This window comes from Spiroplasma endosymbiont of Asaphidion curtum (assembly GCF_964031085.1).
Lineage (GTDB): Bacteria > Bacillota_I > Bacilli_A > Mycoplasmatales > Nriv7 > Nriv7.
In genome coordinates this window covers 672,672-691,598 of the sequence record NZ_OZ035001.1, presented here as the reverse complement: position 1 = coordinate 691,598, position 18,927 = coordinate 672,672, and the positions used below count along the sequence as shown (strand labels likewise).

The following is an 18,927-nucleotide window of genomic DNA, read 5'->3' as shown; positions in this document are numbered from 1 at the left end:
GTTTATTTTAGAAAAAACAAAGCAAGGAGTTTTTATATGGGTTACAAACATCTTGGCATATATGAAAGAATTTATATTGAGAATCAATTGAAGTTTAAAGTAAAAATTAGTGAAATAGCTAAAAATCTTAATCGAAGTATTAGTACTATTATTCGAGAAGTCAATAGAAATAAAGATAGTAATCATTATTTTTCATTAATTGCACAAAATAAAGCAGAAAACAGAAAACAATCACATGTTTATTTTCATAAGTTTAAAAATAGAGAATTAGTAAAATATGTACAACAAAAATTACTATTAGGTTGATCGCCTGAACAAATTTATGGCAGAATTAAAAATTTTCATAAAGAATGAATTATTAGTTTTAAAACAATTTACAATTGAATTTATTCTGGATTACTTGAAAAAGTTACTAATAAAAATTTAAGAAGAAAAGGTAAGAAACGAAAATCTCAAGAAAATCGCGGTAAATTTAATGGTAAATCAATTAAAGAACGAAATATTAATGTTAATAATCGTATAACTGTTGGTCATTGAGAAGGTGATACTGTAGTATCATCACGAGGTAAAAGTAAATCATGTTTAATAACTTTAGTTGAAAGAACATCAAGATTTACTTTAGCAATGTTAGTTGAAAATAGAACTACTAAAGTTGTTAACGAAAACATTAGCCATTATTTATCAATTCTTCCAAATAATCTTGTTAAGACTATAACATTTGATAGGGGTAAAGAATTTTCTAATTGACAACAACTTGAAAAAAATTTAAATGTGAAAATTTATTTTGCTAATGCGTATTCGCCTTGACAAAGAGGTACTAATGAAAATACTAATGGTTTAATTAGAGAAAAATTTCCTAAAAAATTTAATTTTTCAAATACTACTAAAAATGCAGTTCATAAATTTATATTGTCTTTAAACCAAAGACCAAGAAAAATACTAAATTATCTTTCACCAATCGAATATTTGGTTAGAAAAATAATTTAGTTGCACTTAACTTTACAATTTGGCTAAATAATAAAATAATTTTTTGTTGTATCAAAATTTACACATTTAATAAAATCCATAAGTATTAACCTAATAAAAGTTAGAAATTACTATATAGTATTTTTTATTTACAAATAATTTGTAATTATTTTAATAAGTAATGCAAGAAGTCTAATAATAGAAATGATGATAGTTGAATTAATTATAAAGGTAATGCTGTAACAAATAAATATAATAGATTTAAGTAAGTAAAAATATTAGTTAAAATTAATAAAATTAATAATTTTTCATTAGACTTGGTACATAACCTTTAATTTTATCTACTATTTTGATAATAGACTTCTTGCATTACTTATTTATTAAACAAAATTCCTATAAAATATATTTAAAATAGAAATTATAAGGAATTTAAGATTATGAAATTTGATAAATTTAATTTTATTAATGATAAAGAATTATTACGATTAACTGGAATAAAGCAAAGTACTTTTAATAAAATGTTAAATATTTTAAAAGAAGCTGAGTTAAAAAAGTTTAAAAGAGGTGGTAAAAATAATAAATTATCATTAGAAAATAGATTATTGATGACTTTATCATATTGACGAGAATATCGTACTTATTTTCATCTTGGTAAAAGTTTTGATATTAGTGAAGCTAGTTGTTATCGAAATATCAAGTGAATTGAAGATATTTTAATCAAACATCCTGATTTTCAACAACTTGCTGGTAAAAAAGCATTAATAAATGATTATTTTAATGATAAAACAATTATTATTGATGCTACAGAAACACCCATTCAACGCCCAAAAAAAGACAAAAACAATCTTATTCAGGAAAAAAGAAAAAACACACTATTAAAACACAAGTAATTATTGAAAAAGAAAGCAAAATAATTATTGCAACAAATTTTTCTCTCGGTAAAAAGCATGATTTTTGTTTATTTAAAGAATCAAAAATCCCAATTTTAAAAAATACTAAATTAATAGTTGATAATGGTTATCAAGGAATACAAAAAATTCATAGTAATGTTCTAATACCTAAGAAAAAAACAAAGAAAAACCCTTTAAATAAAGAACAAAAACATAATAATAAATTAATTTCAAAAATGAGAATTATTATTGAAAATATTTTTGCTATTCTTAAAAAATTTAAAATTATTACTGAAAAATATCGTAATCGTAGAAAACGATTTAGTTTAAGATTTAATTTAATTGCTTCAATTTATAATTTGCAATTATAGATAACATAAAATATTTATTTAAAATTAAATTTAAATAATAGACTTCTTGCATTACTTATTTATTAAACAAAATTCCTATAAAATATATTTAAAATAGAAATTATAAGGAATTTAAGATTATGAAATTTGATAAATTTAATTTTATTAATGATAAAGAATTATTACGATTAACTGGAATAAAGCAAAGTACTTTTAATAAAATGTTAAATATTTTAAAAGAAGCTGAGTTAAAAAAGTTTAAAAGAGGTGGTAAAAATAATAAATTATCATTAGAAAATAGATTATTGATGACTTTATCATATTGACGAGAATATCGTACTTATTTTCATCTTGGTAAAAGTTTTGATATTAGTGAAGCTAGTTGTTATCGAAATATCAAGTGAATTGAAGATATTTTAATCAAACATCCTGATTTTCAACAACTTGCTGGTAAAAAAGCATTAATAAATGATTATTTTAATGATAAAACAATTATTATTGATGCTACAGAAACACCCATTCAACGCCCAAAAAAGACAAAAACAATCTTATTCAGGAAAAAAGAAAAAACACACTATTAAAACACAAGTAATTATTGAAAAAGAAAGCAAAATAATTATTGCAACAAATTTTTCTCTCGGTAAAAAGCATGATTTTTGTTTATTTAAAGAATCAAAAATCCCAATTTTAAAAAATACTAAATTAATAGTTGATAATGGTTATCAAGGAATACAAAAAATTCATAGTAATGTTCTAATACCTAAGAAAAAAACAAAGAAAAACCCTTTAAATAAAGAACAAAAACATAATAATAAATTAATTTCAAAAATGAGAATTATTATTGAAAATATTTTTGCTATTCTTAAAAAATTTAAAATTATTACTGAAAAATATCGTAATCGTAGAAAACGATTTAGTTTAAGATTTAATTTAATTGCTTCAATTTATAATTTGCAATTATAGATAACATAAAATATTTATTTAAAATTAAATTTAAATAATAAAATAATTTTTTGTTGTGTCAAAATTTACACATTTAATAAAATCCATAAGTATTAACCTAATAAAAGTTAGAAATTACTATTATATAGTATTTTTTATTTACAAATAATTTGTAATTATTTTAATAAGTAATGCAAGAAGTCTATTAATGCTTTTTTACCAGCAAGTTGTTGAAAATCAGGATGTTTGATTAAAATATCTTCAATTCACTTAATATTTCGATAACAACTAGCTTCACTAATATCAAAACTTTTACCAAGATGAAAATAAGTACGATATTCTCGTCAATATGATAAAGTCATCAATAATCTATTTTCTAATGATAATTTATTATTTTTACCACCTCTTTTAAACTTTTTTAACTCAGCTTCTTTTAAAATATTTAACATTTTATTAAAAGTACTTTGCTTTATTCCAGTTAATCGTAATAATTCTTTATCATTAATAAAATTAAATTTATCAAATTTCATAATCTTAAATTCCTTATAATTTCTATTTTAAATATATTTTATAGGAATTTTGTTTAATAAATAAGTAATGCAAGAAGTCTATTAGATAAATATAAAGATGAAAGTGAATTTTATAGTTTGGTCGGTGCAAAATGTTATAGTTATGTACCAAGTCTAATAGCTTTTTAAGTAAAGTTAGAATTGTCATTGAACATGTTTTTGCTAGATTAAAAAGATTTAAAATACTAGTTTATCGTTATCGCAATAAGATTAGAAGATTTGGATTACGATTTAACTTAATTTCAGGAATATATAATTTTGAATTAAGCTAGTTATAGTTATGTACCAAGTCTATTCTAATTTTACTAAAAATAAAGGAATTATTTATCGTGAAAACTACATGGAAGATAATAATATTCAAAAACTTTTTGGTGAACCAGCCATGGCAATTCGTTTTAGTAAGGAAAATGATCAGATAATAAAATATTATGCTAATTGTGGTCAATCAGTTGATACCTTGCTTTTAGAAAAAAAGCAGATTCAGGAAATTATTATTGAAAATATTTGTTGGTATAAATCTTATTCACTTATTGGTGGTAATGCGATGTATGGGGGCTGAGATAGTGCTTTTAAGAAGAAATATTTTGAACACTATGGCACATCTTATATAAAACAAGCAATTAGAGAATATTTACAAAAGTTTACTTCTTGGGATTAGAAAATTGCCAAATTGTAAAGTTAAGTGCAACTAAATTATTTTTCTAACCAAATATTCGATTGGTGAAAGATAATTTAGTATTTTTCTTGGTCTTTGGTTTAAAGACAATATAAATTTATGAACTGCATTTTTAGTAGTATTTGAAAAATTAAATTTTTTAGGAAATTTTTCTCTAATTAAACCATTAGTATTTTCATTAGTACCTCTTTGTCAAGGCGAATACGCATTAGCAAAATAAATTTTCACATTTAAATTTTTTTCAAGTTGTTGTCAATTAGAAAATTCTTTGCCCCTATCAAATGTTATAGTCTTAACAAGATTATTTGGAAGAATTGATAAATAATGGCTAATGTTTTCGTTAACAACTTTAGTAGTTCTATTTTCAACTAACATTGCTAAAGTAAATCTTGATGTTCTTTCAACTAAAGTTATTAAACATGATTTACTTTTACCTCGTGATGATACTACAGTATCACCTTCTCAATGACCAACAGTTATACGATTATTAACATTAATATTTCGTTCTTTAATTGATTTACCATTAAATTTACCGCGATTTTCTTGAGATTTTCGTTTCTTACCTTTTCTTCTTAAATTTTTATTAGTAACTTTTTCAAGTAATCCAGAATAAATTCAATTGTAAATTGTTTTAAAACTAATAATTCATTCTTTATGAAAATTTTTAATTCTGCCATAAATTTGTTCAGGCGATCAACCTAATAGTAATTTTTGTTGTACATATTTTACTAATTCTCTATTTTTAAACTTATGAAAATAAACATGTGATTGTTTTCTGTTTTCTGCTTTATTTTGTGCAATTAATGAAAAATAATGATTACTATCTTTATTTCTATTGACTTCTCGAATAATAGTACTAATACTTCGATTAAGATTTTTAGCTATTTCACTAATTTTTACTTTAAACTTCAATTGATTCTCAATATAAATTCTTTCATATATGCCAAGATGTTTGTAACCCATATAAAAACTCCTTGCTTTGTTTTTTCTAAAATAAACTTAGCATCATGAAATTTTTATATGAGATTTTTTGCAATTTTATTTACTTGCACTTACAAGTATAATTCAGCAATTAAATAATAATTTTGGATTTTTTGCTCATAAATTGGTAATTTTCCCAATAATATTTTAAATATAATATTATTACGAAAGTGTTACACTTTCGTAGTAATATTAAAAGATAAGTATTTGGAAAGGGACAATAAGAATGAAAAAAATATTTGTTTATAATGCAGGACCATTATTTAGTGAAGCAGAACAAAATCAAAGAAAAGTAGAAGGAATAAATCTAAGAAAACAATTAGGTGATAATTTTGAAATTTTAAATCCGATTGAGTTTAGTTTTAATAATGAAAATTCTACGCCAAAAAATAAAGAGATATTTAAAAAAGATTATGAAGAGATTAAAAAATCAAAATATGTAATATTTGATATTGATGGTCGTGATAGTGGAACATATATGGAATATGGTTTTGCCTTTGAACAATGTTTGAAGGAAGAAAAATATTTAATATGTGTTTATAGTGATTTTAGGTTGTATCAATCAAATATTGATGTTGCTGAAATTCCTGGATATGGTATTAATGAGATGATATCAGGTAGTTTACAATACAATGATATTAGTAAAAAGAAAATTTTTAAGGTTAAAAATTATCAAGAAGCAATTAAAAAAATTAAAGAAATTGAAGGAATTTAAAAATATTAATTATTTTTACAAATGAATAAGCAAATGTTGGTAGAATTTGAAAAATAATTTCTATCAACATTTTTGTAAAATTAAATATTAATATTTTATTATATGCCAAATTGTAAAGTTAAGTGCAACTAAATTATTTTTCTAACCAAATATTCGATTGGTGAAAGATAATTTAGTATTTTTCTTGGTCTTTGGTTTAAAGACAATATAAATTTATGAACTGCATTTTTAGTAGTATTTGAAAAATTAAATTTTTTAGGAAATTTTTCTCTAATTAAACCATTAGTATTTTCATTAGTACCTCTTTGTCAAGGCGAATACGCATTAGCAAAATAAATTTTCACATTTAAATTTTTTTCAAGTTGTTGTCAATTAGAAAATTCTTTACCCCTATCAAATGTTATAGTCTTAACAAGATTATTTGGAAGAATTGATAAATAATGGCTAATGTTTTCGTTAACAACTTTAGTAGTTCTATTTTCAACTAACATTGCTAAAGTAAATCTTGATGTTCTTTCAACTAAAGTTATTAAACATGATTTACTTTTACCTCGTGATGATACTACAGTATCACCTTCTCAATGACCAACAGTTATACGATTATTAACATTAATATTTCGTTCTTTAATTGATTTACCATTAAATTTACCGCGATTTTCTTGAGATTTTCGTTTCTTACCTTTTCTTCTTAAATTTTTATTAGTAACTTTTTCAAGTAATCCAGAATAAATTCAATTGTAAATTGTTTTAAAACTAATAATTCATTCTTTATGAAAATTTTTAATTCTGCCATAAATTTGTTCAGGCGATCAACCTAATAGTAATTTTTGTTGTACATATTTTACTAATTCTCTATTTTTAAACTTATGAAAATAAACATGTGATTGTTTTCTGTTTTCTGCTTTATTTTGTGCAATTAATGAAAAATAATGATTACTATCTTTATTTCTATTGACTTCTCGAATAATAGTACTAATACTTCGATTAAGATTTTTAGCTATTTCACTAATTTTTACTTTAAACTTCAATTGATTCTCAATATAAATTCTTTCATATATGCCAAGATGTTTGTAACCCATATAAAAACTCCTTGCTTTGTTTTTTCTAAAATAAACTTAGCATCATGAAATTTTTATATGAGATTTTTTGCAATTTTATTTACTTGCACTTACAAGTATAATTCAGCATATTTAAAGAATTTATTGAATATTAATTTTATTTAAAATAATTGCAGTTTAAAGCTAATAATGTTATTATTTTTTATGTAGTATAAATATGCCCATGTAGCTCAGTTGGATAGAGCATGCGCCTTCTAAGCGCAGGGTCAAGAGTTCAAGTCTCTTCATGGGCGCCATTTAAAATAAAAATGTTGGTGAATAATTTTAATGAATAATGAATATTATAGTTTTTTTATTAAGGAAATTGAACAGTTAATTGCTAATGAAAACTATGAGCAAGCGAAAGTTAAGTTAAAATTTGAATTAGATTTACCTTATATACCGAAAAAATATGAACAGCAAATTATTAAATTTTATGATGAAATTCAACAGTTAACAAAAGAAAAACCAAATATTAAGCAATGAGATTTAGAGACAATTAAAGAAATTATTAATAATCCTTTTGATGAGGAAATTCATTTAGTAGCATTTAATTTTTTAGAACAGCAAAATGCTAGGAAAATATTATCAACATTACGAGATTATTTAAAAAATTCTTTGTTTAAAAATGAAAATAAAACGCATTTGTTAATAGTTTTAAAGAGACAAGATATTGATGAGGTGTTTTTTGTTCAAAAAACACATGGTCAGTATTTTATTAATCCGATATTGATTTCTGAATTTCATCTTGATGAATGTACTAAAAAAGTTAAAACTATTTTAAGTAATTTTATTTATAATGATAATCCTAGTTTAGAACAGGTTTGTTGATATTTATGAGAAAATTATTGATATAGTCAGTATCCTAACTTACCGTTAATGGTGGAACTTACTGCGGTAGTTAGTGCTATTTTTTATAAAGCACGAATTATGCAAGGTGATGATAAATGTAAGTTAGAACAGATTTGTCAAAATTTAAAGGTTGATGTTGTTCTTACCCAAAGATTCTTATTACAAATTGAGAAAGAACAAATTTTTTAAGATTTTATTGTTGAGATATTTGCTAAAGTTTAATTGCATTTAGTAATTAATCAAGGGTATAATTAAATAGTTGAAATATAGGAGGATATTTGATGAAATTTACAAGTAAAAAAAATATTGAAGAAAATAAAGGAAAATATATTGTTGAATTTGAATTAAAAGAATGAAAAGATATTATTAAAAAGGCAACAAATAAGTTGAAAGCCCGTTTACAAATACCAGGTTTTCGTAAAGGCAAAGTGCCAGAAGAGATGGTAGAAAAATATTTAAGTGATGCAGAAATTTTGAATGAGGCTCATGGTGTTGCAGCTGGTAAAGCGTGACAATTTGCTTTATTACAAAATGATCCATTGCAACCTTTTAATCAGCCAAGTTGAGATATTGATACTTTGTCAATGAAAAAATATATTATTTCTTTTGAATTTGATTTAAAACCGAAAGTTGAAGTTGAAAAATATAAAAATATAAAAATTGAGAAAATGGCAAATATTGTTAATGATGAGGATGTTAATCAAGCACTTATTCAATTACAAGAAAAATCAGCTATTTTAGAAATTAAAGAAGATAAGATTGCTAATGGTGATGTTGTTATTTTTGATTTTGAAGGGTTTAAAGATGGTGAGTCTTTTGCTGGTGGAAAAGTTGAAAATTTTAATTTAGAAATTGGTTCAAAAAAGTTTATTCCTGGTTTTGAAGAACAAATGATTGGATTGATAACTGGTGAAGAAAAGGATTTACTTGTGTTGTTTCCTAAAGATTATTTACAACCAGATTTAGCAGGAAAAGAAGTGACTTTTAAAGTTAAGATTAAAGAAGTTAAAAATAAGATTGTTCCAGAAATTAATGATGATTTAGCAAAAGATGCTAATATTGATGGTGTTGAAGATTTAGCACAATTAAAAAATTTTATTAAAGAAAATTTGATTAAGCAAAATAAAGAAAAAATTAAAGAGGAGTTTATTAATAATTTATTATTAGAAATTTCTAAAACAGCAACGATTCATATTTCTGAATCAGTTATTGATAAAGAAGTATTAAATCTTCAAGGTGAGTTTGAGCAAAAGTTAAAAGAACAAAATATTAATTTAAAACAATATTTGAAGTTAACTAAATTAACTGAATTAGATATTAAAAAAGAGTTGCGAGCCAATGCTAAAGATAAAATTACTAAATATTTAATTTTAGAAGAAATTATAAAACAAGAAAATATTCAAGTTAATAATGATGAGGTAGAACAAGAAATTATTGAGTTTGCTAAGGTTTATAAGGTGACACCAGAAAAAGTTAAAAATGAAATTATAGATACTAGTATTGTTGAAGAAGGTTTAAGACATCGTAAATTATTAAATTTTCTTTATGAAAATAATGGGTAAAATATATTTAGCACTTTAATATTGCAAGTGCTAAATTTTTATTATATAATTAAGTAAATCTGTTTTACGGAGGTATCATAATGATAGATAAAGAACAAATAAAATCTTTGAAAAATATTCCTGTTTTGGTTACAAGAGGTAGTTATATTTATCCAGGATTTGAACAGGTTTTAGAAATTGGTCGTAATAAATCATTAAAGACTATTAAAGTGGCTAAAGATAATTTTGATAGTCAAGTTATTTTAGTATCACAAAAAAAACCTTTAGATGATGAACCAACAATTGATGAAATATTTGATGTTGGAGTTATTGCTAATTTAAAAATAAAAAAAGTTTGAGAAGAAGGTTCGTTTACAGTTAATTTTAAGTCACTTAATCGGGTTAAATTACTAAATTTAAAAGATAATGGTACTTATTATGAAAGTGATATTGAGGTTTTAGAATCAAGTCAAGAGGGTAATATTGAAGATTTAGTGCAAAAAATTACTAATAATTTAACAGGATTATTGGAAATGCAAGAAGGTCTTCCTAAAAATGTATTACAAGAGATTAAGATAAATATTAATAGTAGTCCTGGGGAAGTAATTGATACATTAGCACAGTTTTTACCTTTTTTACCATTAGATAAAAAACAAGCTATTTTAGAAGAGCTGAATGTTGAACAACGCTTGAATCTTTTAGTTGATAATGTTAATAGTCAAAAGCAAACTGGAGAAATTGATCAAAATATTTCTGAAAGAATTAAAGTTAGAATTGATGAACAGCAAAAGAAATTTTATTTACGAGAAAAACTTGAGGCAATTAAAGAAGAATTAGGCGAAATTGATGATGATAGTAATGAGATGAAGAAATATTTAGATCGTCTTGAAAAAGAGCCATTTCCTGAAAATATTAAACTTCGCGTTAAAGAAGAAATTAATCGTTATGAAATGATGCCACAAGCATCAAGTGAAGCTAATATTATTAGAACATACATTGATTGGGTAATGGCGATTCCTTGACATGAAGAAAAGGAAGAAATTGAGGATTTACCATTTGCTTTACAAACTTTAGATAAGTATCATTATGGTTTAGAAAAAGTTAAAGAACGAATTATTGAACATTTAGCAGTTAAACAAATGACTAAATCATTAAAAGGACAAATTATTTGTTTAGTAGGTCCTCCCGGAATAGGAAAAACTTCACTTGCTAAGTCAATTGCTGAAGCAACAGGAAGAAATTTTGTGAAGTTATCATTGGGTGGTGTTCGTGATGAATCAGAAATTCGTGGTCATCGAAAAACATATATTGGTTCAATGCCAGGAAGAATAATCCAATCAATGAAACGAGCTAAAAGTATTAATCCTTTATTTTTGCTTGATGAGATTGATAAGATGGCTAATGATTATCGTGGGGATCCTGCTAGTGCGATGTTGGAAGTATTAGACCCAGAACAAAATTTTGAGTTTTCTGATCATTACTTAGAAGAAAATTATGATTTATCAAAAGTAATGTTTATTGCTACAGCTAACTATATGGAAGATATTCCTGTACCATTATTAGATCGAATGGAAATTATTCAATTATCATCATACACAGAAATTGAAAAAATGGAAATTGCTAAAAATCATTTAATTGCTAAAGTATTGCAAGGGAATGGTTTAAATGAGCAGTTATTAAAATTTGAAGATGGAGCAATTAAAGAAATTATTAAATATTATACTCGTGAAGCTGGTGTACGACAATTAGAGCGATATTTGCATCAAATTGCAAGAAAGTTTATTGTTCGTTATTTAGCTAAGCATTTAAGTGATGAATTAGTGAATATTGAAAAGGTTAAGCAATATCTGGGTAAACATAAGTTTGAATATACTGAAAAAGAAGGAACAGCCCAAATTGGTGTTGCTACTGGTTTAGCATATACTGCTTTTGGCGGCGATATTTTATCAATGGAAGTAAATTTCTTTACTGGTAAAGGACAATTAGTTTTAACAGGAACTTTAGGTGATGTTATGAAAGAATCAGCAAATATTGCTTTGGATTATTTAAAAGCTAATAGTAAGAAGTTTAATATTGATTCTGAGTTTTTTAGTAACAATGATATTCATATTCATGTTCCTGAAGGGGCAGTACCTAAAGATGGACCTTCAGCAGGGATTACAATAACAACAGCAATAATTTCTGCTTTAACTAAAAGACCGGTATCTAGTGATGTTGGAATGACTGGGGAAATAACTTTACGAGGTAATGTTTTACCGATTGGTGGTTTAAAAGAGAAATCAATTTCTGCTCATCGCAGTGGGATTAGTACAATTTTAATACCTGATAAAAATATGAAAGATTTAGATGATATTCCTAATGAGGTTTTAAGTGAATTAAAAATTATTCCTATTAAACATTATGAAGAAGTATATGACTTTATTTTTAATCCTAATTCAACAATAACAGCAACTGATGTTGTTACTGATACTGTAGCAGTTGCCGCTTAATTACAAAGATAATTTAAATACTATGAAGAAATTCTTTATAAGACTTGGTACATAACCCTCAATTTTATCTACTATTTTGATAATATTATTTTCTAGATGAAGCACAAATGTTAGATAAATATAAAGATGAAAGTGAATTTTATAGTTTGGTAGGTGCAAAATGTTATAGTTATGTACCAAGTCTAATGTTTTTAAAATAACCATTTTATTGAATTGAATCGCACCTCATTTTTAATTTTATGACATTGCGGAGCAATTTGATATATTTACAACGGTTATTTTAAAAACATTGTAAGCTATTTATTTTTAGCAGGTTGTATTTTAATTTTTCTTTTTAAAATCGGTAATTTAACACAAATTAACAAAGTTATTAATTTCTTAAAAAATTCACCATTAAATATTGTGATTGGTTCATTAGGAACTGGAAAAACTGCTTTTCTAGTATACGCATCAAAATTACTAAAAAAGAAAAAATATCATATCGCATCAACATTCCCATTACTAGAAACCCAAAAATTAAGTTTAGGTCATATGGGATTGTTAGACTTTGATTATCCAGTATTGCCAGACAAAACCTTACTTTTGTGAGATGAAACCAATTTATTTTTAGAAGGAACCGATTGAGAAAAAAATAATACCAAAAACGAAGAAACTGGTATTCAAGAATATTTCGCTCTGGCACGCCATTTCGGTCATATTGTTCTCGCTAGCGGTCAAAGAGATAAACATATTTGAGTTAAAGTTCGTGATATTGCCAATAATGTGATTGTGGGAATTCGTAAAAAACCCGTTAATATTTTTCGCCCCTACTTAAAAGTTGTCTATGGTACCTTTACTAGTATTGAAGAATATGAACGCTGACGAAACACCTTAATTGATGCTAAAAATAGTAAAAAAGGTCGTCGCATTAAATATCGTGATATTCCTGAACTTGATATCTATTTTTTTACTGCCAAATTGTAAAGTTAAGTGCAACTAAATTATTTTTCTAACCAAATATTCGATTGGTGAAAGATAATTTAGTATTTTTCTTGGTCTTTGGTTTAAAGACAATATAAATTTATGAACTGCATTTTTAGTAGTATTTGAAAAATTAAATTTTTTAGGAAATTTTTCTCTAATTAAACCATTAGTATTTTCATTAGTACCTCTTTGTCAAGGCGAATACGCATTAGCAAAATAAATTTTCACATTTAAATTTTTTTCAAGTTGTTGTCAATTAGAAAATTCTTTACCCCTATCAAATGTTATAGTCTTAACAAGATTATTTGGAAGAATTGATAAATAATGGCTAATGTTTTCGTTAACAACTTTAGTAGTTCTATTTTCAACTAACATTGCTAAAGTAAATCTTGATGTTCTTTCAACTAAAGTTATTAAACATGATTTACTTTTACCTCGTGATGATACTACAGTATCACCTTCTCAATGACCAACAGTTATACGATTATTAACATTAATATTTCGTTCTTTAATTGATTTACCATTAAATTTACCGCGATTTTCTTGAGATTTTCGTTTCTTACCTTTTCTTCTTAAATTTTTATTAGTAACTTTTTCAAGTAATCCAGAATAAATTCAATTGTAAATTGTTTTAAAACGCCAAATTGTAAAGTTAAGTGCAACTAAATTATTTTTCTAACCAAATATTCGATTGGTGAAAGATAATTTAGTATTTTTCTTGGTCTTTGGTTTAAAGACAATATAAATTTATGAACTGCATTTTTAGTAGTATTTGAAAAATTAAATTTTTTAGGAAATTTTTCTCTAATTAAACCATTAGTATTTTCATTAGTACCTCTTTGTCAAGGCGAATACGCATTAGCAAAATAAATTTTCACATTTAAATTTTTTTCAAGTTGTTGTCAATTAGAAAATTCTTTACCCCTATCAAATGTTATAGTCTTAACAAGATTATTTGGAAGAATTGATAAATAATGGCTAATGTTTTCGTTAACAACTTTAGTAGTTCTATTTTCAACTAACATTGCTAAAGTAAATCTTGATGTTCTTTCAACTAAAGTTATTAAACATGATTTACTTTTACCTCGTGATGATACTACAGTATCACCTTCTCAATGACCAACAGTTATACGATTATTAACATTAATATTTCGTTCTTTAATTGATTTACCATTAAATTTACCGCGATTTTCTTGAGATTTTCGTTTCTTACCTTTTCTTCTTAAATTTTTATTAGTAACTTTTTCAAGTAATCCAGAATAAATTCAATTGTAAATTGTTTTAAAACTAATAATTCATTCTTTATGAAAATTTTTAATTCTGCCATAAATTTGTTCAGGCGATCAACCTAATAGTAATTTTTGTTGTACATATTTTACTAATTCTCTATTTTTAAACTTATGAAAATAAACATGTGATTGTTTTCTGTTTTCTGCTTTATTTTGTGCAATTAATGAAAAATAATGATTACTATCTTTATTTCTATTGACTTCTCGAATAATAGTACTAATACTTCGATTAAGATTTTTAGCTATTTCACTAATTTTTACTTTAAACTTCAATTGATTCTCAATATAAATTCTTTCATATATGCCAAGATGTTTGTAACCCATATAAAAACTCCTTGCTTTGTTTTTTCTAAAATAAACTTAGCATCATGAAATTTTTATATGAGATTTTTTGCAATTTTATTTACTTGCACTTACAAGTATAATTCAGCAAACTAATAATTCATTCTTTATGAAAATTTTTAATTCTGCCATAAATTTGTTCAGGCGATCAACCTAATAGTAATTTTTGTTGTACATATTTTACTAATTCTCTATTTTTAAACTTATGAAAATAAACATGTGATTGTTTTCTGTTTTCTGCTTTATTTTGTGCAATTAATGAAAAATAATGATTACTATCTTTATTTCTATTGACTTCTCGAATAATAGTACTAATACTTCGATTAAGATTTTTAGCTATTTCACTAATTTTTACTTTAAACTTCAATTGATTCTCAATATAAATTCTTTCATATATGCCAAGATGTTTGTAACCCATATAAAAACTCCTTGCTTTGTTTTTTCTAAAATAAACTTAGCATCATGAAATTTTTATATGAGATTTTTTGCAATTTTATTTACTTGCACTTACAAGTATAATTCAGCATTTTAAATAAATATTTTATGTTATCTATAATTGCAAATTATAAATTGAAGCAATTAAATTAAATCTTAAACTAAATCGTTTTCTACGATTACGATATTTTTCAGTAATAATTTTAAATTTTTTAAGAATAGCAAAAATATTTTCAATAATAATTCTCATTTTTGAAATTAATTTATTATTATGTTTTTGTTCTTTATTTAAAGGGTTTTTCTTTGTTTTTTTCTTAGGTATTAGAACATTACTATGAATTTTTTGTATTCCTTGATAACCATTATCAACTATTAATTTAGTATTTTTTAAAATTGGGATTTTTGATTCTTTAAATAAACAAAAATCATGCTTTTTACCGAGAGAAAAATTTGTTGCAATAATTATTTTGCTTTCTTTTTCAATAATTACTTGTGTTTTAATAGTGTGTTTTTTCTTTTTTCCTGAATAAGATTGTTTTTGTCTTTTTTTGGGCGTTGAATGGGTGTTTCTGTAGCATCAATAATAATTGTTTTATCATTAAAATAATCATTTATTAATGCTTTTTTACCAGCAAGTTGTTGAAAATCAGGATGTTTGATTAAAATATCTTCAATTCACTTGATATTTCGATAACAACTAGCTTCACTAATATCAAAACTTTTACCAAGATGAAAATAAGTACGATATTCTCGTCAATATGATAAAGTCATCAATAATCTATTTTCTAATGATAATTTATTATTTTTACCACCTCTTTTAAACTTTTTTAACTCAGCTTCTTTTAAAATATTTAACATTTTATTAAAAGTACTTTGCTTTATTCCAGTTAATCGTAATAATTCTTTATCATTAATAAAATTAAATTTATCAAATTTCATAATCTTAAATTCCTTATAATTTCTATTTTAAATATATTTTATAGGAATTTTGTTTAATAAATAAGTAATGCAAGAAGTCTATTATCTTTAATGCCATTTTTACCAGCAAATGTTCAAGAATTTTACATCAATAGCATAAAGTTATATCGAGTTTTAACTCCGCTTTTAAAAATAACTTATGACCGTTATAAAGAAGGAAATTTATTTAAAGTGCTGAATTATACTTGTAAGTGCAAGTAAATAAAATTGCAAAAAATCTCATATAAAAATTTCATGATGCTAAGTTTATTTTAGAAAAAACAAAGCAAGGAGTTTTTATATGGGTTACAAACATCTTGGCATATATGAAAGAATTTATATTGAGAATCAATTGAAGTTTAAAGTAAAAATTAGTGAAATAGCTAAAAATCTTAATCGAAGTATTAGTACTATTATTCGAGAAGTCAATAGAAATAAAGATAGTAATCATTATTTTTCATTAATTGCACAAAATAAAGCAAAAAACAGAAAACAATCACATGTTTATTTTCATAAGTTTAAAAATAGAGAATTAGTAAAATATGTACAACAAAAATTACTATTAGGTTGATCGCCTGAACAAATTTATGGCAGAATTAAAAATTTTCATAAAGAATGAATTATTAGTTTTAAAACAATTTACAATTGAATTTATTCTGGATTACTTGAAAAAGTTACTAATAAAAATTTAAGAAGAAAAGGTAAGAAACGAAAATCTCAAGAAAATCGCGGTAAATTTAATGGTAAATCAATTAAAGAACGAAATATTAATGTTAATAATCGTATAACTGTTGGTCATTGAGAAGGTGATACTGTAGTATCATCACGAGGTAAAAGTAAATCATGTTTAATAACTTTAGTTGAAAGAACATCAAGATTTACTTTAGCAATGTTAGTTGAAAATAGAACTACTAAAGTTGTTAACGAAAACATTAGCCATTATTTATCAATTCTTCCAAATAATCTTGTTAAGACTATAACATTTGATAGGGGTAAAGAATTTTCTAATTGACAACAACTTGAAAAAAATTTAAATGTGAAAATTTATTTTGCTAATGCGTATTCGCCTTGACAAAGAGGTACTAATGAAAATACTAATGGTTTAATTAGAGAAAAATTTCCTAAAAAATTTAATTTTTCAAATACTACTAAAAATGCAGTTCATAAATTTATATTGTCTTTAAACCAAAGACCAAGAAAAATACTAAATTATCTTTCACCAATCGAATATTTGGTTAGAAAAATAATTTAGTTGCACTTAACTTTACAATTTGGCCTATTAAAAATTTTAATTACTAATAAAAACATAAGCAAAAGCATCAATCTTTTGAGCTTTACCCTGTAAAGTATAAATAACGCCACCTAAAAATTCTAAAGTGCGTTTGCGATCAATTGGTGGTAAATTTGCAACATTAACAATTAAATTTTCACCAGCAATTAAACGGTCTGCTAAAGCAACAACTTGAGCATAAGCTTCTAATTCATATTCTAATAATGGTTTTGTTAAATTATCATCAACTGCTAATGATTGCACAGTAGGACTTAAATCATTATCTTGAAGTTTCATTGTCGAATGTAACTCCGACAACACTGAATTAGATTGAATGTCATCATTTTGAACTAATACTGCTGATTTTTTCTGTCTTCTTTTGAACATCATTATCGTCCTCTTAAAAATGGTGGTAAATCATCATCATTACTTAATTCCTCTTGCAAACCATCACCAGATGGTTTAAAATTACCAACTCGTTGCGGTTTATAAATAACATTTCGTTCTTGTAACTGATCATTTTCATAACCAAAATTAGACAAATTTTCTGCTCCTACGGGGCGAAATCTTTTTAATCGTGCTTCTTCAATAACCTGAGGATTAGCTTTCTCAATTTGTCTTTCATCAAAACCAGTAGCAATAACCGTAACAATCATCTCATCATCTAAATGTTCATTCACAGCAACACCAAAAATAATATTTAGTTCACTACCAGCAGCTTGACGAACAATATCAACAGCATCATTAGCATCAAATAATGACATGGTATTTCCACCAGTAACATTCACAATCGCATTTTGAGCCCCTTTAATCGATGCTTCCAATAATGGTGAAGAAATTGCTTTATTAGCAGCCTCAATAGCTTTATTTTCACCAGTGCCAATACCAATACCAAATAAAGCACTACCCTTACTTTCAATAACTGTTTTAACATCAGCAAAATCTAAATTAATTAATGCAGGAACAGCAATTAAATCAGTAATTGTTTGCACTCCTTGTCTTAAAATATTATCAGTTTCATTAAATGATTCTGTTAAAGGCACACCACCAATTACTTGCAATAATTTATCATTAGAAATAATTATTAATGAATCAACATGCTTTCTTAATTCTTCAATACCTTGAACTGCATAAGAACTCCTTAAACGACCTTCAAAAGTAAATGGTCTTGTAACAATCGCAATTGTTAAAGCACCCAAATCTTTAGCAATTCGGGCAATAATCGGAGCAGCTCCAGTGCCAGTTCCACCACCCATTCCAGCAGCAATAAAAACCATATCAGAATTTTCTAACATCTTTTTAATTTCCGGTTCAGTTTCAATTGCCGCTTGTTTACCAATTTCTGGATTAGCACCTGCTCCTAAACCTTTAGTTAATTGTTTGCCTAAAATAATCTTTTCACGAGCTTTAGAAACGCTTAATACTTGAGCATCAGTATTTGCAACAATGAAATCAACACCTTGAACTCCTGCATCGATCATGCGATTAACAGCATTGTTTCCAGCTCCGCCAACACCGATTACTTTAATATGAGCTACTTGATCATATTGTTCTAGTTGAGTATCATTATTCATTTCTCTTCTTCTCCTCTTTATGAATTAAA

Annotated in this window: 19 protein-coding genes, 1 tRNA gene and 1 pseudogene; 12 read left to right on the top strand and 9 right to left on the bottom strand. The window is 24.9% G+C overall.

What is annotated here, in order from left to right; translation table 4 throughout:
• Nucleotides 1–36: 36 nt before the first annotated feature.
• The 3 genes from AAHJ00_RS04045 (at nucleotide 37) to AAHJ00_RS04035 (ending at nucleotide 3,169) form a co-directional block, all read left to right on the top strand.
• Nucleotides 37–987, top strand: coding sequence for an IS30 family transposase (locus AAHJ00_RS04045; RefSeq protein WP_342223478.1), 951 nt, complete (start codon nucleotides 37–39; stop codon nucleotides 985–987).
• Nucleotides 988–1,403: 416 nt separating this feature from the next.
• A protein-coding gene (locus AAHJ00_RS04040) for an IS5 family transposase (RefSeq protein WP_342223477.1) occupies nucleotides 1,404–2,227 on the top strand; the annotation gives its coding sequence in 2 pieces (ribosomal slippage) (nucleotides 1,404–1,800 and nucleotides 1,800–2,227; 825 coding nt in all).
• Nucleotides 2,228–2,346: 119 nt separating this feature from the next.
• Nucleotides 2,347–3,169, top strand: a protein-coding gene (locus tag AAHJ00_RS04035; RefSeq protein WP_342223496.1) for an IS5 family transposase whose coding sequence is annotated in 2 segments (ribosomal slippage) — nucleotides 2,347–2,744 and nucleotides 2,743–3,169 — 825 coding nt in all. Because the reading frame shifts where the segments join, the coding sequence is not laid out codon by codon here.
• Between the two features lie 155 nt (nucleotides 3,170–3,324).
• Here AAHJ00_RS04035 and AAHJ00_RS04030 read toward each other — a convergent pair.
• Nucleotides 3,325–3,678, bottom strand: a complete 354-nt coding sequence (locus AAHJ00_RS04030) for a transposase family protein (RefSeq protein WP_342223495.1) — start codon at nucleotides 3,676–3,678, stop codon at nucleotides 3,325–3,327.
• 155 nt (nucleotides 3,679–3,833) lie between these two features.
• On the opposite strand from AAHJ00_RS04030, the pseudogene AAHJ00_RS04025 reads away from it, so the two are divergent.
• Nucleotides 3,834–3,989 (top strand): annotated as a pseudogene (locus AAHJ00_RS04025) (IS5/IS1182 family transposase); the annotation flags it as partial.
• Nucleotides 3,990–3,997: 8 nt separating this feature from the next.
• A complete protein-coding gene (locus tag AAHJ00_RS04020) occupies nucleotides 3,998–4,375 on the top strand; it encodes a hypothetical protein (RefSeq protein ID WP_342223494.1) in 378 nt (125 codons plus the stop codon).
• Nucleotides 4,376–4,405: 30 nt separating this feature from the next.
• Here the strand turns inward: AAHJ00_RS04020 and AAHJ00_RS04015 are convergent, their stop codons facing one another.
• Entirely contained in the window at nucleotides 4,406–5,356 is a 951-nt protein-coding gene (locus AAHJ00_RS04015) for an IS30 family transposase (RefSeq protein WP_342223478.1), read from the bottom strand.
• Nucleotides 5,357–5,600: 244 nt separating this feature from the next.
• Between AAHJ00_RS04015 and AAHJ00_RS04010 the strand changes: the two genes are divergently transcribed.
• Entirely contained in the window at nucleotides 5,601–6,089 is a 489-nt protein-coding gene (locus AAHJ00_RS04010) for a nucleoside 2-deoxyribosyltransferase (RefSeq protein WP_342223493.1), read from the top strand.
• Between the two features lie 128 nt (nucleotides 6,090–6,217).
• Here AAHJ00_RS04010 and AAHJ00_RS04005 read toward each other — a convergent pair whose 3' ends face one another.
• On the bottom strand, nucleotides 6,218–7,168 hold the full coding sequence (locus AAHJ00_RS04005) for an IS30 family transposase (RefSeq protein WP_342223478.1): 951 nt from the start codon (nucleotides 7,166–7,168) through the stop codon (nucleotides 6,218–6,220).
• Nucleotides 7,169–7,366: 198 nt separating this feature from the next.
• Here AAHJ00_RS04005 and AAHJ00_RS04000 point away from each other — a divergent pair.
• The 5 genes from AAHJ00_RS04000 to AAHJ00_RS03980 all read left to right on the top strand — a co-directional run bounded on the left by AAHJ00_RS04000 (nucleotide 7,367) and on the right by AAHJ00_RS03980 (nucleotide 13,031).
• Nucleotides 7,367–7,443 (top strand) — tRNA-Arg (locus tag AAHJ00_RS04000).
• 31 nt (nucleotides 7,444–7,474) lie between these two features.
• A complete protein-coding gene (locus tag AAHJ00_RS03995) occupies nucleotides 7,475–8,227 on the top strand; it encodes a DUF3196 family protein (protein ID WP_342223492.1) in 753 nt (250 codons plus the stop codon).
• 92 nt (nucleotides 8,228–8,319) lie between these two features.
• Nucleotides 8,320–9,600 (top strand): trigger factor, encoded by a 1,281-nt coding sequence (tig, locus tag AAHJ00_RS03990; RefSeq protein ID WP_342223491.1) that lies wholly within the window; start codon nucleotides 8,320–8,322, stop codon nucleotides 9,598–9,600.
• Between the two features lie 80 nt (nucleotides 9,601–9,680).
• Nucleotides 9,681–12,068: an endopeptidase La gene (gene lon / locus AAHJ00_RS03985; protein WP_342223490.1), complete on the top strand. Its 2,388-nt coding sequence runs from the start codon at nucleotides 9,681–9,683 to the stop codon at nucleotides 12,066–12,068.
• A gap of 213 nt (nucleotides 12,069–12,281) precedes the next feature.
• The gene (locus AAHJ00_RS03980) at nucleotides 12,282–13,031 is read left to right on the top strand and encodes a hypothetical protein (protein ID WP_342223489.1); all 750 of its coding nucleotides are present in this window, start codon (nucleotides 12,282–12,284) and stop codon (nucleotides 13,029–13,031) included.
• A gap of 12 nt (nucleotides 13,032–13,043) precedes the next feature.
• Here AAHJ00_RS03980 and AAHJ00_RS03975 read toward each other — a convergent pair whose 3' ends face one another.
• The 4 genes from AAHJ00_RS03975 to AAHJ00_RS03960 all read right to left on the bottom strand — a co-directional run bounded on the left by AAHJ00_RS03975 (nucleotide 13,044) and on the right by AAHJ00_RS03960 (nucleotide 16,036).
• Nucleotides 13,044–13,607, bottom strand: coding sequence for an IS30 family transposase (locus AAHJ00_RS03975; protein ID WP_342224611.1), 564 nt, complete (start codon nucleotides 13,605–13,607; stop codon nucleotides 13,044–13,046).
• 86 nt (nucleotides 13,608–13,693) lie between these two features.
• Nucleotides 13,694–14,644 carry an IS30 family transposase gene (locus tag AAHJ00_RS03970; RefSeq protein WP_342223478.1) on the bottom strand — a complete coding sequence of 317 codons (951 nt, stop codon included), beginning with the start codon at nucleotides 14,642–14,644 and terminating at the stop codon, nucleotides 13,694–13,696.
• A gap of 79 nt (nucleotides 14,645–14,723) precedes the next feature.
• Nucleotides 14,724–15,080 carry a helix-turn-helix domain-containing protein gene (locus AAHJ00_RS03965; RefSeq protein WP_342223488.1) on the bottom strand — a complete coding sequence of 119 codons (357 nt, stop codon included), beginning with the start codon at nucleotides 15,078–15,080 and terminating at the stop codon, nucleotides 14,724–14,726.
• A 132-nt stretch (nucleotides 15,081–15,212) separates the two neighbouring features.
• Nucleotides 15,213–16,036 (bottom strand): IS5 family transposase gene (locus tag AAHJ00_RS03960; RefSeq protein ID WP_342223477.1). Its coding sequence is split into 2 segments (ribosomal slippage): nucleotides 15,213–15,640 and nucleotides 15,640–16,036, totalling 825 coding nucleotides; the frame shifts between segments, so codons are not numbered across the junction.
• A gap of 319 nt (nucleotides 16,037–16,355) precedes the next feature.
• On the opposite strand from AAHJ00_RS03960, the gene AAHJ00_RS03955 reads away from it, so the two are divergent.
• Nucleotides 16,356–17,306, top strand: coding sequence for an IS30 family transposase (locus AAHJ00_RS03955; RefSeq protein WP_342223487.1), 951 nt, complete (start codon nucleotides 16,356–16,358; stop codon nucleotides 17,304–17,306).
• A 36-nt stretch (nucleotides 17,307–17,342) separates the two neighbouring features.
• On the opposite strand, the gene AAHJ00_RS03950 is transcribed toward AAHJ00_RS03955, so the two are convergent.
• The gene (locus AAHJ00_RS03950) at nucleotides 17,343–17,711 is read right to left on the bottom strand and encodes a cell division protein SepF (RefSeq protein ID WP_342223486.1); all 369 of its coding nucleotides are present in this window, start codon (nucleotides 17,709–17,711) and stop codon (nucleotides 17,343–17,345) included.
• A 2-nt stretch (nucleotides 17,712–17,713) separates the two neighbouring features.
• A complete protein-coding gene (gene ftsZ, locus AAHJ00_RS03945) occupies nucleotides 17,714–18,898 on the bottom strand; it encodes a cell division protein FtsZ (protein WP_342223485.1) in 1,185 nt (394 codons plus the stop codon).
• Nucleotides 18,899–18,927: the final 29 nt, after the last annotated feature.